The sequence below is a fragment of the Brevibacterium sp. H602 genome (genome assembly GCF_051172395.1).
In the GTDB taxonomy this organism is placed as follows: Bacteria; Actinomycetota; Actinomycetes; order Actinomycetales; family Brevibacteriaceae; genus Brevibacterium.
This window is the reverse complement of record NZ_JBPIZD010000014.1, coordinates 63,854-79,165: the sequence shown is the minus strand read 5'-3', so window position 1 is coordinate 79,165 and position 15,312 is coordinate 63,854. Positions and strand designations below refer to the sequence as shown.

11 protein-coding genes are annotated in these 15,312 nt (G+C 66.5%); 8 read left to right on the top strand and 3 right to left on the bottom strand.

Going from position 1 to position 15,312, the window contains the following annotated elements; genetic code table 11:
• Window positions 1-56 precede the first annotated feature (56 nt).
• Window positions 57-1,418 carry an MFS transporter gene (locus ACSBQT_RS12050; RefSeq protein ID WP_435001839.1) on the bottom strand — a complete coding sequence of 454 codons (1,362 nt, stop codon included), beginning with the start codon at window positions 1,416-1,418 and terminating at the stop codon, window positions 57-59.
• Window positions 1,419-1,587: 169 nt separating this feature from the next.
• Here ACSBQT_RS12050 and ACSBQT_RS12045 point away from each other — a divergent pair, with 169 nt between their 5' ends.
• The 3 genes from ACSBQT_RS12045 (at window position 1,588) to ACSBQT_RS12035 (ending at window position 4,386) form a co-directional block, all read left to right on the top strand.
• Window positions 1,588-2,067 (top strand): TM2 domain-containing protein, encoded by a 480-nt coding sequence (locus ACSBQT_RS12045; RefSeq protein WP_410709040.1) that lies wholly within the window; start codon window positions 1,588-1,590, stop codon window positions 2,065-2,067.
• A gap of 146 nt (window positions 2,068-2,213) precedes the next feature.
• Complete coding sequence (locus ACSBQT_RS12040) at window positions 2,214-3,797, top strand: FMN-binding glutamate synthase family protein (protein WP_410709041.1); 1,584 nt, start codon at window positions 2,214-2,216, stop codon at window positions 3,795-3,797.
• Window positions 3,798-3,816: 19 nt separating this feature from the next.
• A complete protein-coding gene (locus ACSBQT_RS12035) occupies window positions 3,817-4,386 on the top strand; it encodes a dienelactone hydrolase family protein (protein WP_435001838.1) in 570 nt (189 codons plus the stop codon).
• A 123-nt stretch (window positions 4,387-4,509) separates the two neighbouring features.
• Here the strand turns inward: ACSBQT_RS12035 and ACSBQT_RS12030 are convergent, their stop codons facing one another.
• Entirely contained in the window at window positions 4,510-5,313 is an 804-nt protein-coding gene (locus ACSBQT_RS12030; RefSeq protein ID WP_435001837.1) for a 3-oxoacyl-ACP reductase, read from the bottom strand.
• A gap of 307 nt (window positions 5,314-5,620) precedes the next feature.
• Between ACSBQT_RS12030 and ACSBQT_RS12025 the strand changes: the two genes are divergently transcribed.
• The 4 genes from ACSBQT_RS12025 to ACSBQT_RS12010 all read left to right on the top strand — a co-directional run bounded on the left by ACSBQT_RS12025 (window position 5,621) and on the right by ACSBQT_RS12010 (window position 11,557).
• Window positions 5,621-6,649: a hypothetical protein gene (locus ACSBQT_RS12025; RefSeq protein ID WP_410709044.1), complete on the top strand. Its 1,029-nt coding sequence runs from the start codon at window positions 5,621-5,623 to the stop codon at window positions 6,647-6,649.
• A gap of 124 nt (window positions 6,650-6,773) precedes the next feature.
• Window positions 6,774-7,802: a 3-oxoacyl-ACP synthase III gene (locus ACSBQT_RS12020; RefSeq protein WP_167199980.1), complete on the top strand. Its 1,029-nt coding sequence runs from the start codon at window positions 6,774-6,776 to the stop codon at window positions 7,800-7,802.
• Between the two features lie 7 nt (window positions 7,803-7,809).
• Entirely contained in the window at window positions 7,810-10,584 is a 2,775-nt protein-coding gene (locus ACSBQT_RS12015) for an alpha/beta fold hydrolase (RefSeq protein WP_435001836.1), read from the top strand.
• 7 nt (window positions 10,585-10,591) lie between these two features.
• Complete coding sequence (locus ACSBQT_RS12010; RefSeq protein WP_435001835.1) at window positions 10,592-11,557, top strand: NAD-dependent epimerase/dehydratase family protein; 966 nt, start codon at window positions 10,592-10,594, stop codon at window positions 11,555-11,557.
• Between the two features lie 56 nt (window positions 11,558-11,613).
• On the opposite strand, the gene ACSBQT_RS12005 is transcribed toward ACSBQT_RS12010, so the two are convergent.
• Entirely contained in the window at window positions 11,614-12,975 is a 1,362-nt protein-coding gene (locus ACSBQT_RS12005; RefSeq protein ID WP_435001834.1) for a hypothetical protein, read from the bottom strand.
• Window positions 12,976-13,079: 104 nt separating this feature from the next.
• Here ACSBQT_RS12005 and ACSBQT_RS12000 point away from each other — a divergent pair, with 104 nt between their 5' ends.
• Window positions 13,080-15,029 carry an acetate--CoA ligase gene (locus ACSBQT_RS12000; protein WP_435001833.1) on the top strand — a complete coding sequence of 650 codons (1,950 nt, stop codon included), beginning with the start codon at window positions 13,080-13,082 and terminating at the stop codon, window positions 15,027-15,029.
• Window positions 15,030-15,312: the final 283 nt, after the last annotated feature.

Here is a 15,312-nt window from a genome sequence, read left to right as displayed (position 1 = left end):
AACATCACGCTGCCGCAGGCGACAGTCCACCGACGCCGGCGACACTGAACGAGCGATCAGCTGCGTTTCCTGAAGCCTAGCGGAGCACCGGTCAGGGTCAAGACGAAGACCACGATGAGGGAGCTCACGCACATGGCGACGACACCCGGCCAAGCGAAGTCAGCGAAGAGGACAGCCGAGAGCCACGCGCCGAGGCTCGTACCCAGGTAGTACACGGTGAGGTAGATGGCCGCGGAACGGGTCGAATCGACTCCCGGCCGGGCGGCACTGGCAGCGGCGGAAGCACCCGTATGTCCGAGGAAGAATCCGGCAGTGAGCAGCGACATGCCGATGATGATCACCACGAGCGAATCGACCAGAGTCAGCCCCGCACCGGCGAGCGCGATGACCATTCCCGCCAAGGTGATCCGAGTACGCGAGAACTTCGTGGCCAAACGGCCGTAATACGTGGTGACGACGGTGCCGACGAGGTAGATGAGGAAGAACAGGGCGACCGCACCCTCGCTCAGGTGCCACGGATCCTGCTGCAGGCGGGTGCCGAGCATCGTGAACGATCCGCCGAAGACGATCATGCACAGGAACCCGGTGAGGTAGATCCGCCACAGACCTCCGCGCAGCGGAATCGCTCGCCGAGGCGGCTGCGCGCTCCCAGCCCCACCGTCGTCGGCATTGTCCCCGGTTTCGGTCTCGTCGTCGGCACCATCACTGTCGGTGGAAGCATCGGCGGCGTCGTCACCTGCGGTGGCAGCGTCGGGGTCGGCCGCCTCGGTGAGGGTGGGATCCGTGTCTGACTGATCGGAAACGTCCGTGTCGAGGACGGCCCGGCTGCGGGCGGTGGAGAAGAGGTCGTGGCGCAGCAGCCAGACGACGATGAGCCCGAAGATCAGCGACACTGCCGCGGTGAACGCAAGCCCGCCGTGCCAGCCGAGGAATTCCGACGCCAGTCCGGTGAGCAGCCTCGAGCAGAGCCCGCCGATCGTGTTTCCGGCGATGTAGACCCCGATCGCTCCGGGCAGCGCGGCCGACGGCAGGCGAAGCGACAGATAGGCCATGGCTGTGGCCGGCACCGAGGCGATCGCCACCCCCTGGAGGAACCGGACGACGATGAGCAGCTCCGGAGTCGGAGTGAAGGGAAGGACGAGCGCGAGGATCGCCGCGACGATCACCCCCGCGCCGATCTGGCGGGCGTGGCCGACGCGCGGGGCGAGCATCGAGAACGGAATGAGGAAACAGGCCATGGCCACGTTCGTCGCGGACACGGTCAGGCTCGCCGTCGGACCGTCGATTCCGTAGGCGTCACGGATCGCCGGCAATAGGCCCTGGGTCTCGTAGAGGACGAGGAAGACGGAGACTCCCGCGAGGAAGACCGCGGCTACGGTACGCCGAGTGCTCGTCGGACTCGGCTCACCTGTGCTCATGAGCCCTACGCTATGCCTCCGGCATTCGCGGCTCAAACGATTCCGGGTCCCGGACCGTGTGAGTCCGGACACCGCAAGGATGTGGAGGATAACCCCATCGCCGAGGCGGTCCTGCGGATTCTAGGCTGAAGATCAGAAGTTCGACGAGCAGTGAATGGACGTGCCAGCGATGACGGCGACCAGCGAGATTCCCGCACTCAGCGCAGACCCCGCGAACCGCCCTGCCACGTCCTCTGACCCGTCAGCCGCTCCACAGTACCCCGCTGCGTCATCCCCCGGTGTCACCACCTCGTCCCTGGAATCGCTTGCGCCGACCGAAGGCCAGCACACGGACGTTCCCGGCAACCGCTCCTTCGTCATCACCTGGCTGCTGTCGATGCTCTTCGGAGTCCTCGGTTGTGATCGGTTCTACACGGGCCGGTACTTCACGGGCGCACTCAAGCTGCTCAGCCTCGGCGGATTGGGGATCTGGTGGATCATCGATCTCGGCATCGTCCTCGCCGGCGGTCTGCGCTATCGGCAGGAGCCGCTGCGCGGTTACGTCCACGACAAGGAGATCGCGTGGATCGCCACCGGATTCACCCTCATCGTCGCCTATTCGATGCAGGTCGACGAGCTCGTCACGACGCTGCTCAGCGGTCTCTTCTGAGACGGTTCTGCCTCATGTACTGATGCGTCTCGACGGCCTGTTCTGAGGCGGTTCGCCGACAGTTCACGGCGGCCTCAGGTCTGCCTTTCCTGAAATCTGCGCCTCCCGGGTCTAGGCTCGAGGTCAGGACAGTTCAAGGAGGCACAATGAAACGGCAATTCCCCATTGTCCGGATGGTCACCGGCGAATCGGCAGGCAAGCAGATCGCCGGAGCGGCGGCGGCCGCCTCGGCCCTCGGACTCGGCGCACTCGCCGCATGGGATCTCACGCAGAAGAAGCACTCGATCCTGCGCAACTATCCGATCGCCGGGCACGCCCGATTCCTGCTGGAGTCGATCCGGCCGGAGATCCAGCAGTACTTCATCGAACGCAACTGGGACGGGCGCCCGTTCAATCGCGACACCCGCACCACCATCTACGAACGAGCCGAAGGCACTCACTCCGAACACGCGTTCGGCACCGAGCGCGATGTCGACGGCGCCGGCTACGAGGCACTCATGCACTCGAACATGCCGATCCCCAATCCGCCCAGGCCACCACGCGTGCGCGTCGGCGGTGACGAGTGCACTCAGCCCTACGACATCTCGCTGCTCAACGTCTCGGCGATGAGCTTCGGCTCGCTGAGCAACAACGCCATCCGGGCCCTGAACAAGGGTGCGGCGCTGGGCGGATTCGCCCACGACACCGGGGAGGGATCGATCTCGCCATATCACCGTGAGCACGGCGGCGACCTCATCTGGGAGCTCGGCACCGGATACTTCGGAGCCCGCACCCCGGAAGGAGAATTCTCCCCCGAGATCTTCGGCGAGAAGGCGAAGGACCCGCAGGTGAAGATGGTCTCGCTCAAGCTCTCCCAGGGCGCGAAGCCGGGCATCGGCGGCGTGCTGCCAGGGCCCAAGGTCACCGAGGAGATCGCCGAGATCCGCGGCATCCCCGTCGGCCAGACCTGCATCAGCCCTCCCGGACACACGGTGTTCTCGACCCCGATCGAACTGCTCGAGTTCATCCGGCAGATGCGCGAGCTCTCCGGCGGCAAGCCGGCCGGATTCAAACTGTGCATCGGCTCGCGCACGGAGTTCCTCTCGATCGTCAAGGCCATGGTGGAGACCCAGATCCTGCCCGATTTCATCATCGTCGACGGATCCGAGGGCGGCACGGGTGCTGCACCATTGGAGTTCGAGGACAATGTCGGTCTGCCTCTGACCCAGGGGCTGATGATCGTCCACAACGCGCTCGTCGGTGCGGGCCTGCGGAAGCAGATCAAGGTCGGCGCCTCGGGCAAGATCGCCACCGGCACCGATATCGTCAAACGCCTCATCCAGGGTGCCGACTTCACGAACTCGGCGCGGGCGATGATGATGGCCGTCGGCTGCATCCAGGCCCAGGCCTGCCACACGGGCAAATGCCCCGTCGGCGTCGCCACACAGGATCCGCGGCGAGCGCGCGCCATCGACGTGCCCACCAAGGCCGAACGTGTGCGCAACTACCACGATGGAGTCGTCGCCGAGGCGATCCGCCTCATGGCTTCGATGGGTGCGGCCGCACCCGACGAGCTGGAGCCGACGATGCTGCGACGCAATGTCTCGGCCTCCGAGTCGTGGTCATATGCTCGCATCTACGACTGGCTGAAGCCCGGCGAGCTCCTTGATGACACCCCAACGGAGTGGGCCGACGACTGGGCCACGGCCCGCGCGGACACGTTCTCGATCCCCCGCGGACACAGCCGCTGAGCCGCCGAAAGGACTGCCTATGACCACCCTTGTCCTTCTCCACTCGGCTCTGGGGCGGACGTCCGGGATGGATGCCATCGCCGAACGCTTCGCCCTGGCCGGATATGCCGTGCACACTCCCGACGTCTACGCAGGCAGGACCTTCGACGACGCAGAATCGGGAGTCGCCCACTCCCAGGAGGTCGGGTTCTCGACCCTCGTGGATCGGGTGAAGAACGCCTGCGGGGACCTCGGCGACGACCTCGTCTTCGGCGGTTTCTCGCTGGGCGCCGCGCTCGCTCAGCAGATGGGCAAGAACGATCCGCGCGCCCGCGGCGTCCTGCTCTTCCACGGCGGCGGTTTCCCGAAGCCGACGCGCTGGCGGGCCGGGGTGCCGGTGCAGGCTCATTTCGCCGTCGATGACTCCTGGCGCAGCCCGGGCACGATCGAGACCCTGATGGAGTCCGCGACGCAGGCCGGTGCGCAGGCAGAGTACTTCCTCTATCCGGGCAGCACCCACCTGTTCAGCGACCCGACCACCCCGGACTACCGCGAGGACAGCGCAGAGCTGCTCTACGAACGGGCTCTGGCCTTCCTCGACCGCTTCTGAAGTCCACGCCGGTTCAACGGCACGGGATTCCTGCACCTGGGCCACCCTGCAGGCGAATCCCGCCTTCCGCCCACCTCCGTCGACTCTGGTGGGTGCGGCCCGCCCACGTCGCAGTCGGCCGTCTCAACCCATGACGAGGCCGTTGTCGACGATGAGGTTCTGGCCGGTCACCGCACGCGAAGCGGGAGAGGCGAAGAACACCACTGCCGAGGCGAAGTCCTCCGGAGTCGTCACACGTCGCAGCGCACTGGCGGCCGCGATCTGGTCGAAGACCTCTTCGGGTGTCGCCGAGGACGCATCGGTGGTGCGCAGCAGTCCGCCGGAGACCATGTTCACCCGCACCCCGGCCGGACCGAGATCCTTCGCGAACGTCCTGGTCAGCGACAGCAGCGCCGCCTTGCCTGCCGTGTAGTCGTGGTACGGCACGACCGGGTCCTGGAACAGGTTGGTGCCGATATTGATGACACGGCCGGAACCGAGCTCTCGGAAACCGTGCATCGCGGCTTGGATCGTGTTGACCGCGCCCTCGACGGAACCGCGGAATTGGTCGGCGAAATCCGAATAGTCGATCTCATCGGCCGGTTGGCGTTCATCGCCGTTGAACGAGAAGTCTGCGAGAGCGTTGTTGACCACAGTGGATACGGGAGTACCGAACTCGGCGGCCGCGGTGTCGAACATGGCGTCGACGGCGCGGGAATCGGTGACATCGGCCTCGATGGCCACGGCACGTCCACCGCGAGCGCGGACCGCCTCGGCGAGCTCTTCCGCAGTCTCGGCCGAGTACCGGTAGTTGATGACCAGCGCCGCACCTTCCGGCGCGAAGGCCTTCGCGATCGCAGCACCCAGGCCGCGTCCGGAGCCGGTGACGAGCACGACCTGCTCATCGAGAGGCAGAGCCTCGGAGGTGAAAGCCTGTGGGTTGCTCATCGCGTGTCTCCCTCGAACGTCGGTGGGCGGATCCTGACCCCACCATACCCACGAACCACGCGCGCCAGGACAGAACTGGTGCGCGAGGACGGAGTTGCGCCAGGACGGAGTCGTGAACGACGGGGCTGCAGTGCGAAACCACCGCGGTACGTGGCGATTGTCGGGTCGACCGCGCCCGCACCCCTTCCAAAACGGAGCAGATCGCCACCGAACCGCGCGCACATGGGCCACGGAACGTGCTCTGAGCGGCATGAGTCCATAGACTGAAAAGAAGACCACCGTTGTCCATCCCCAGGAAGTCACCCTTATGAACGAGCTCGGCGCCGGCATCTCCATCGGAGTCCTCGCGGCTCTCGTCGTCTTCGTCATCTACTTCATCGGAGCGAAGCTCGGACGATGGCAGCCCAGGAACCCCGCCGGCGGACGCGGCGCCCAGGGCGGCTACCCGCAGACTCAGTACGGTCAGAACCCCTACGGCCAGCCCGGCTACAACCAGACGACCCGTCCGGTGGGCAATGACGATGCGACCCGCGTTCTGCCCAGCAACGCGCAGGGCTACGACGCACAGGGCTACGACGACGCAGACGCCGATCTGCCGCGGGCGACGAAGAACGAACTCGCCGCCAACGTCCAGCACTCCGGCCAGATGATCGAGGCCAACCGACGGGCTGCCACCGCGTCCAACGGCGACACCGTCGCTGTGTTCACCTACATCCTCGGCGCCGCTCTCATCGCCGTCGTCGCCTTCGTGTTCTTCAACAATCTGCTTCTGCCGGCCACCATCGGCGCGCTGACGGGCGCGATCATCTGCGTGGCTCTCTCGGCAACCTATACGATCAAGCACCTGGACTTCTGGCCGGACAATGCGACGATCTCGATCATCAACCTGCTCGTCGCCCTGGCTGCCTCGATCTTCATGTACATCGGGTCCGTGCAGACGGTGCGCGACAACATCAGTCTGTCCACGATCACCGACTCGTTCGACGCCCTGCCCTTCGGCGACGGCTTCTCCGCCTTCGCCGTGGCCATCGGCGACCGGGTGGTGACGTTCTTCAAGGACTTCGGCTTCTTCGGCTTCGTGTTCCTGCTGTTCATGGGCATCGGCTGCATCATCGTCTTCACCCTCGCCGCGAAGTCGCTCATCGACGTCATGGACTGGCGGATCTTCGCCCAGTTCGGCCACAACGTCACCGATCGTCCGATGTCGTATTCGCGTGCCGTGCGCTTCCAGACGTCGAAGGTCTCGCACACTGTGACCTCGCTCGTTCTCGCCGTCATCGCTGTGCTCGCCGCCACAGGATTGCTCTATGACGGCTTCACCTGGTTCACACGCTGATGAACATCTCAGAAACCGGGCGGTAAGATAGGTCCGGAATTCCTCCGTCGTGACGCGTCACGCACGCGCCTCTGCGGCCGATATCGACACCGACGAACGACCCGAAAAGGGATGAGTACTTCAATTGGCGAATGGCAACGCAACATTTCGGCACTCGAACGTGGCCCTGCTCGGCCTGACCGAGATCCTGGCCCCGAACGAAGTGACCTCACAGGAATTCGACGAGCGCCTCGCCGATACGCTGTCATCCCTCAAACTGCCGACAGGTCTGCTCCAACGTGTCGCCGGAGTGTACGCCCGCCGCAACTGGGATGAACCCCACCAGTTCGCCGATGGTGCGATCGCGGCCGGAAAGAAGGCCCTCGCCGAGGCGGGGGTCCCTCCCGACGCCATCGGACTGATGGTCAACACCTCGGTGACCCGTGAACATCTGGAACCGTCCGTGGCCGTCGGCGTCCACGCCGGCATCGGGCTCGGCCCGCAGGCGATGAACTTCGACATCGCCAACGCCTGCCTCGGATTCGTCAACGGAATGACCCTGGCCGCGAACATGATCGACGCCGGACAGATCGAATACGCCCTCATCGTCGCCGGCGAAGACGCCTCCCGCGTCCAAGACGCGACGCTGCGCCGCCTCAACCGTCCGGAGATCACTCGCGAGGAGTACCTCAACGAATTCGCCTCCCTGACCCTGGGCTCCGGCGCTGCCGCCGCTGTCCTCGGCCCGGCCGACAAACATCCGGAGGGCCACCGCATCCTCGGCGGCATCACCCGTGCGGCCACCCAGCATCACGAACTGTGCGTCGGCGACCATAACGGAATGTTCACCGACACGAAGGGGCTGCTCTCCGGCGGCATGGAACTCGTCGTCGCCGCGTGGGAGGAAGCCCACGAGACCGGTTGGGACTGGCGGGAGATGGACCGCTACGTCATGCACCAGGTCTCCGATGTGCACACTAATTCGATCACGAAGGCCGCGAACCTCGACCCCGACCGGATTCCCGTGAGCTATCCGGAGCTGGGCAACGTCGGCCCCGCCTCCCTGCCCATCACCCTGTCCCGCGAGGCCGAGAACCTCAAACCCGGCGACCGCATCCTGTGCATGGGCGTCGGCTCCGGCCTCAACACCGCCATGACCGAGATCGAGTGGTAAAGACTTCATGAGATTTCCTGCACGGCCGGCCACGACTCCCCCGCAGCTGCCCGAGTGGGACCCCGCCTGGTCCCGAATCGTCGAGGCGGAGACCTCCGATGGGACACACGCGTTCCATGTGCTCGACACACTGCCCGCCCTGACCGCTGCCGGGGCGGAGCCGGCGGGCACGGTCGTCGCCCTCCACGGCAACCCGACCTGGTCGTATCTGTGGCGCAGGCTCGCCCGAGCCACCATCGATGCCGCACAGTCCGGCGGCCGCGCTTGGCGGCTCATCGCCCCCGACCAGCTCGAGATGGGCTTCTCCGAACGGCTCGCCCACTCCTCGATGCCGGCCCCGAAATCCGATGAGGTGCGTCGCATCGCCGATCGCATCAGCGATTTCGATGCGGTCGTCTCAAACCTGTTCGCCGAGGTGGCCGCCACCGGATTCGCCACCCATCCGATCGTGACGATCGGTCACGACTGGGGCGGAGTCCTCTCTCTCGGCTGGGCCGCCCGGAACACCGACCTGGTGTCCGCGGCCATCAGCCTCAACACGGCCGTCCACCAGCCCGAGGACGCCCCGGTGCCCGCGCCGCTGCGCGCGACCCTGGCCGGGCCCATGCTGCCTGCGGCCACCGTTCTCACCGACGGTTTCCTGCGCGTCACCCTCGCCTTGGGTGACCTCGATGCCGAGACCAAGGACGCCTTCCATGCCCCGTACCGGAAGGCAGAGGACCGGTGGGCGATCGGCAACTTCGTCGCCGACATCCCCGTCGATGACACTCATGCCTCCGATCCCGAACTCCAGCGCATCGGCCATGACATCGCTGCCTTCGACAAACCGGCGCTGCTCGTCTGGGGCCCGAAGGATCCGGTGTTCCTCGAACGCTATCTGCGCGACCTGCGCCAGCGCCTGCCGCAGGCCGATGTGCACCGGTTCGAAACGGCCTCCCACCTCGTCAGCGAAGATCACGATGTTCCCGGTCTCGTCCTCGACTGGCTGAGCGCCCAGTTCGATGCGCCCACCACCGCGAACACCCCCACCGAGGCGGCCCCCGCGAAAGGATCGTCCGAGCGGAAGGGCGCGGCCGCCTCGGCGACGGGATCAGGCCCTGCCGCCGCCGGCTCAGCTTCCGAAACCGACGTTCGCGCGGTGACGGCGATCCTCGATGCCCGCCGTGACGACGAGGCGATCGCCTCGGTCGACTTCGCGCAGAATCCGGCGCAGCAGATCACGTGGCGCCACCTGTGGCATGTCACCACGTCGATCGCGAACGGGCTGCTCGACCTCGGCGTGAAGCCCGGGGACCGGGTGTCCATGCTCGTGCCTCCGGGCAACAATCTCACCGCCGCCCTCTATGCGTGCCTGAAGATCGGCGCGGTCGCCGTCGTCGCCGATGCCGGACTCGGCCCGAAGGGAATGACCCGGGCGATCACCTCGGCCGATCCGCAGTGGATCATCGGCGAACTGCCGGGACTCACACTGGCCCGCGCTTTCGGCTGGCCCGGACGACGCATCTCGGTGCGTCCGCTTGGGCCCGTGCGTTCCCGGATGTTCAAGGCAGAGACGAGCCTGACCGAACTCTCCCGCACCCCGCACCGGGCCGAGCTGCCGGCCCCGGCACCGGATGCCGATGCGGCGATCCTCTTCACCTCCGGGTCGACGGGACCGGCGAAGGGCGTGCGCTATACGCATGCGGACATCTCCGCGCTGGCGGCCGTTCTGACCAGGACCTTCAACGTCACCGAAGGCACCGGTCTGGTGGCCGGGTTCCCACCGTTCGCCCTGTTGGGACCGGTCATCGGGGCCACCTCGGTGACACCGGACATGTCGGTGACGAAACCGAAGACGCTCACGGCCACAGAGATCGCCGATGCGATCATCGCCGGACGGGCGACCATGGTCTTCGCCTCTCCTGCCGCATACACGAACGTCGCCGCGACCGCCGGTGAGCTCGATGAGACGCAGCGGGAAGCATGCGCCGGGGTCGAACTCGTGCTCTCGGCGGGCGCGCCCGTGCCGCTGGAGCTCATGGACGCCATCGCCGAGGTGTTCCCGAACGCGTCCATCCACTCCCCCTACGGCATGACCGAGGGGCTCCTGCTCACCGACATCGATCGTGACGGCGTGGCCGCCGCTGATGCCACCGGTGGTCTCGGGGTGTGCGTGGGGCAGCCGCTCGACGGCGTCGAACTCGCTCTGGCCCCGATCGATGAGTCGGGCGAATCGGCCGATGAGCTGCTGCAGGGCGCGGCCGCACAGGGCCGCCTCGGCGAATTCGTCGTCAGTGCCGCCCATATCAAGTCCGGCTACGACAATCTGTGGCGCACGACTGCGGATTCGGCGCGAGATGATCTGCACGGTCTGAACTGGCACCGCACGAACGACATCGGCCACATCGATGAGCACGGCCGCGTGTGGCTCGAAGGACGTCTGCAGCATGTCGTCACGACCCCGCGCGGACCGGTCGGGCCCGGAGGCCTCGAAGCGCTCATCGACGCCGATGCGCAGGTCAGCCGCAGCTCCATCGTGGGCATCGGTCCCGTCGGCACCCAGGCGCTTGTGGCCGTGCTCGATGCCGAGGGCACCTCGCTGTCTCCCGGGCTGGCGCCCTTGGATCTGACGGCGCGGCTGCGGGAAAAGGTCGCCGAGGCGGTCGGTCATGATCTGACCGCGGTTCTCGTGGCACCCGAGTTCCCCACCGACATCCGCCACAATTCGAAGATCGACCGTTCCCGTCTCGCCGCCTGGGCCGACAGCGTCCTGGCTGGTGGGCCGGTGCGGGGAAGCGTCTGAGGATGAAATGAGAATCACCGTCACCGGAGCCTCCGGGCTGCTCGGTTCGTCCGTCGCACGTGCACTCGTCACCGCCGGTCACGAGGTCACAACCCTGCAACGTCGCCCCTCAGGGGTCGACGGGGCCGCCGATGTCATCGGTTCGGTGACCGATGCGGCTGCCGTGGATCAGGCCGTCACCGGTGCCGAGGCGGTCGTGCACTTGGCCGCGAAGGTGTCCATGATGGGCGATCCCAAGGAATTCGAGGCCGTGAACATCGGCGGCACCCGCACTCTCGTCGACGCGGCGCGGGCCGCCGGCGTGCAGCGCCTGGTCCATATCTCGTCGCCGTCGGTGGCGCATACCGGTGAGTCGATCATCGGCGACGGTGCCGAGCCGGCGTCTCCGGAGTTCGCACGCGGCGAGTATGCCCGGACGAAGGGTGCCGGTGAGCGGATTGCTCTGGGCGCGGATACCCCTGATTTCCGGGTGCTGGTTCTGCGCCCCCACCTGATGTGGGGTCCGGGTGACTCGCAGCTCACGGAACGGGTCATCGACCGCGCCCGATCGGGTCGGATGCCGGTGCTCGGTTCGGGTGCGGCTCTGGTCGACACCCTGTTCGTCGACAATGCTGTGGAGGCGATCGTCGCAGCGGTGACCGCGGTCGACTCCACCCATGGTGAGGCACTGGTGGTGACGAACGGACAGCCGCGGCCGATCGGTGAGCTGATGTCACGCATCGCGATCGCCGGTGGTGCGGCGGAGCCGAAGCTGCGCATTCCGGTGGCACCGGCGCTGGCAGCAGGAACCGTGGTCGAAAAGGTGTGGGACCTCGGAGAGCACGACGACGAACCGCCGTTGACGAGGTTCCTCGCCGAACAGCTGTCGACCGCACATTGGTTCGATCAGCGGCGGACGCAGGAAGTCCTCGGTTGGACTCCCCGCGTCAGCATCGAAGAGGGTCTGCAGATCCTCGCAGCGCACTACGCCTGAGGGCTTGCTCGCCTGAAGGGTCGCCGACTCGAGGCACGCTCTGAGGCGACAGAGGCTCAGAGCCGGTACTGGTTGTTCTCCTCGGCCGACGGTTCCTCGCGATCAGGAGCCTGAGCTTCCTCGGTCTCGTCTTCGGTGGGCTCTTCCTCGGCCGAGTCTGCGGACTCCTCGGCCTCATCGGGCATCTTGCCGGAGAGCGCATCAGCCGACATTCCGGGTTCACCGGTCGGTGGTGCCTCAAGCGAGGAGCCGCTGGCGGATTCGTCGAATTCCTCCGGGTCGAGCGTCGCCGGGTCTTCGGCAGGTCCTTCGAGTTCAGGGTCGGACGCCGAGGCGGATCCGCTGTCGCTGACATCGTCCTTGTTCAGCGCCGGAGCCGCAGACATGGTCTCGTTCGTCGTATCCGCAGCTTGTGGTGCAGCGGTATCTGCAGCCTGTGGTGCGGCCGTGGGCTGAGCCGGGAACGCCGGCGGCATCGGTGGAGGCGGAGGCAGTTCGGACGAATCGGTTGACTGCGAGGCAGGCTTCTCAGCGGGCCGAGCCGGTTCGCCGTCGACAGCGGCTGTGCCGCCGGTTTCGGTGTCACCGACGCGGGCGCCGGTCGTTTCGGAGTCTGCGGCGCTGGCGTCGGCGGCTTCGGAGCCACCGGACGGTGCAGATGCGGATGGATGCGCGGAAGCGACGGGCGCTGCCGGCTGTGCGGGCTTCACGACCACTGCGGGCTTCGCATCATCGGCGGGACGTTCCTCGTCAGTTGAGGCCTCGTCGACTTCGGTTCCGTCAGATTCCAGGGACGAATCCGTCTCACTGTTCTGGTCGCTGACCGCGTCCGGCTCGGCACCGTCACCTGTCTGAGCGGATTCCTCACCCTCGGTCGTCGCCGCTGCCTCAGCCGCGTCCGGCCCTTCAGCTGTCGAGCTTTCGGCGGTTTCGCTCACAGTGGGAACCGTCTCGGTGGGTGCCACATGGGCCGACTCTCCCTCGGCGGGTGTCGCCTCCCCCGACGCCGCCTCGGCGGATTCATCGGCTGCAGCTGCCCCCTCGGTGGAAGTCCCCTCGGTGGAAGCCTCCTCGGCGGACCCATCGGACGAGGCCGCCTCGGACGATTGGGCGGTCGACCCCGGCAGGGCACCGTCGATGCCTTCCAGGCTCACTCCCGCCTCGGCGGCGAGTCGGGCACGTCGTTCGGCACGGGCCTTCGCCCGCTCGTCTTCGCTCTTCTGCGCCTTCGCCGATTCGCCCTTCGGCTGGGTCGGGCGCACGGCCTCCCAGATGAGCAGGACGACGAGCATGGTCAGTCCGACGATGACGCCCATGAGGATCGAACCCCACGGTCGCGCCATCGCGAAGAAGTCGAAGATGGCGTTCAGACCGAACATGACGGCGAGGCCGAGGATCAGTGCAACCAGAAATCTCATATCCCCATTGTGCCCTCTCCTGGTCCGAGTGCAGGGAAATGGGTCCACTTTCGTGCTGGCGATGCTCCCCGAGGATGTGCCCCACCTCGGCACACCACTGTGCCATGCGTCACAATAGGAGCATGAACACCACCACCGAGAACTCCGCAGAAAGCTACGACGACGTCGTGGCCCGCATCGCCGAGGACCCAGAGGGCTTCTGGCTCGAGCAGGCCAAGAACCACATCGACTGGGTCACCGAACCGACGAAGGCCGTCGACGATTCGAATGCGCCGATCTATCGCTGGTTCCCCGACGGCGAGCTCAACGTCTGCTACAACGCGCTCGACCGACATGTCGCGAACGGTCGCGGCGATAAGGCCGCCATCATCTACGACTCGCCGGTCACCGACACCGTCCGTTCGATCACCTACGCCGAGCTTCTCGACGAGGTCTCCCGCTTCGCTCGGGCCCTGGCGGACAGAGGGGTGACCAAGGGCGATCGCGTCGTCATCTACATGCCGATGATCCCCGAGGCAGCCGTGGCCATGCTCGCGTGCGCCCGCCTCGGCGCGATCCACTCGGTCGTCTTCGGCGGCTTCGCGCCGAACGAGCTCGCCGTGCGCATCGACGACACCGCCCCGAAAGCCGTCATCTCCACTTCCTGCGGAGTCGAGAAGAGCCGAGTCCTCGAATACAAGCCGATGCTCGATGAGGCCATCGAGATCGCTGAGAACAAACCTGACTTCACCGTCATCGTCCAACGCGACGAACATCGCTGCGAACTCGGCGAGAACGACCTCGACTACGCCGAACTGCTCGACCAGACACCCGAGGGCATCGATCCGGTGGCGGTGAAGGCCACCGACGAGCTCTACGTCCTCTACACCTCGGGCACCACCGGCAAACCGAAGGGAATCGTCCGCGACTCCGGCGGATATGCGGTGGCCGGAGCCTTCTCGATGCCGACTGTCTTCGGCCTCCACCCGGGCGACACGATGTTCACAGCCTCCGACGTCGGGTGGGTCGTCGGGCACACATACATCATCTACGCACCCCTGCTGGCCGGCGTCACCTCGGTGCTCTATGAGGGCAAACCCGTGGGCACACCCGACGCCGGAGCCTTCTTCCGCGCCATCGAGCAGCACAAGGTCAACGTCCACTTCACCGCCCCGACCGCCATGCGAGTGGTGCGCAAGGAGGACCCGAACGGCGAGCTGATGAAGCAGTACGATCTGTCGAGTCTGCGTGCGGAATTCCTCGCCGGCGAGCGCCTCGATCCCGACACATATGAGTGGACGACGAAGATCCTCGCCGAGGCGACCGGACGCGACGTCCCCGTCGTCGACAATTGGTGGCAGACGGAGACCGGCTGGCCGATCACGGCGAATCCGCTGGGACTGACCCGGTTCCCGCTCAAGGCGGGATCCTCGACGAAGCCGACTCCCGGCTTCCACGTCGAGGTCGTCGACCCCGGCGGCCAGCCCGTTCCGGCCGGGGAGGAAGGACTCATCGTCATCCGGCTGCCGCTGCCTCCGGGCACCATGGCCACGGTGTGGGGCGACGACGAGCGGTTCATCTCCTCCTACCTCGCCGCCTTCGACGGCTATTACCTCACCGGTGACTCCGGCTATCTCGATGAGGATGGGTACGTCTTCGTCATGGGTCGCACCGACGACGTCATCAACGTCGCCGGCCACCGCCTGTCCACCGGCATCATCGAGGCGGTCGTCGCCTCCCACCCGGCCGTGGCCGAGGCCGCTGTCATCGGGGTCCACGATGATGTGAAGGGGCAGATCCCACGTGCGCTGGTCGTGCTCGGGGATTCCGCCGAGGCGGCCGATCCGGATACCGTCATCGACGAACTCGTGGCGCTCGTCCGCAAGGAGATCGGGCCGGTCGCCGCATTCAAATGCGTCGACATCGTCGCAGGTCTGCCGAAGACCCGGTCGGGCAAGATCCTGCGCAAGACGATGCGGCAGATCGCCGATGGCGTCGACGATCCGGCAGTGCCCTCGACGATCGAGGATCGCAGCGTGCTCGATGACCTCGGGGCGGTGCTCTCCCGCAGCTGAGCGTTCAGCAGCCTGTGCTGCCGCATGATCGCGGCACCGGCTGCGGTGCCGCGGACACGCAAGTGCGCCGCACCGAGTCTCCCGGTGCGGCGCACCGGGAGACTCGGTGCACGGACGCAGACGCGATCCGGTGCGAACCGTGAAGGTTCGCACCGGATCGCGTCGACGTTTCACGGTGCCGTTCTGCTGATGGACAGCGCGGATGTGCGGGTCGACATCGCGTTCGCGGGTGACCGGAGCCGCACTCTGCTCACCGCGCATGCGGGATCAACAGGAGGACCGG

What these genes read in the sequence shown, in the direction of transcription:
- ACSBQT_RS12000 (WP_435001833.1), top strand. Translation starts at nt 13,080, where the DNA reads ATGCGTCACAATAGGAGCATGAACACCACCACCGAGAACTCCGCAGAA.
- ACSBQT_RS12015 (WP_435001836.1), top strand. Translation starts at nt 7,810, where the DNA reads ATGAGATTTCCTGCACGGCCGGCCACGACTCCCCCGCAGCTGCCCGAG.
- ACSBQT_RS12040 (WP_410709041.1), top strand. Translation starts at nt 2,214, where the DNA reads ATGAAACGGCAATTCCCCATTGTCCGGATGGTCACCGGCGAATCGGCA.
- ACSBQT_RS12035 (WP_435001838.1), top strand. Translation starts at nt 3,817, where the DNA reads ATGACCACCCTTGTCCTTCTCCACTCGGCTCTGGGGCGGACGTCCGGG.
- ACSBQT_RS12010 (WP_435001835.1), top strand. Translation starts at nt 10,592, where the DNA reads ATGAGAATCACCGTCACCGGAGCCTCCGGGCTGCTCGGTTCGTCCGTC.
- ACSBQT_RS12005 (WP_435001834.1), bottom strand. Translation starts at nt 12,975, where the DNA reads ATGAGATTTCTGGTTGCACTGATCCTCGGCCTCGCCGTCATGTTCGGT.
- ACSBQT_RS12025 (WP_410709044.1), top strand. Translation starts at nt 5,621, where the DNA reads ATGAACGAGCTCGGCGCCGGCATCTCCATCGGAGTCCTCGCGGCTCTC.
- ACSBQT_RS12050 (WP_435001839.1), bottom strand. Translation starts at nt 1,418, where the DNA reads ATGAGCACAGGTGAGCCGAGTCCGACGAGCACTCGGCGTACCGTAGCC.
- ACSBQT_RS12045 (WP_410709040.1), top strand. Translation starts at nt 1,588, where the DNA reads ATGACGGCGACCAGCGAGATTCCCGCACTCAGCGCAGACCCCGCGAAC.
- ACSBQT_RS12030 (WP_435001837.1), bottom strand. Translation starts at nt 5,313, where the DNA reads ATGAGCAACCCACAGGCTTTCACCTCCGAGGCTCTGCCTCTCGATGAG.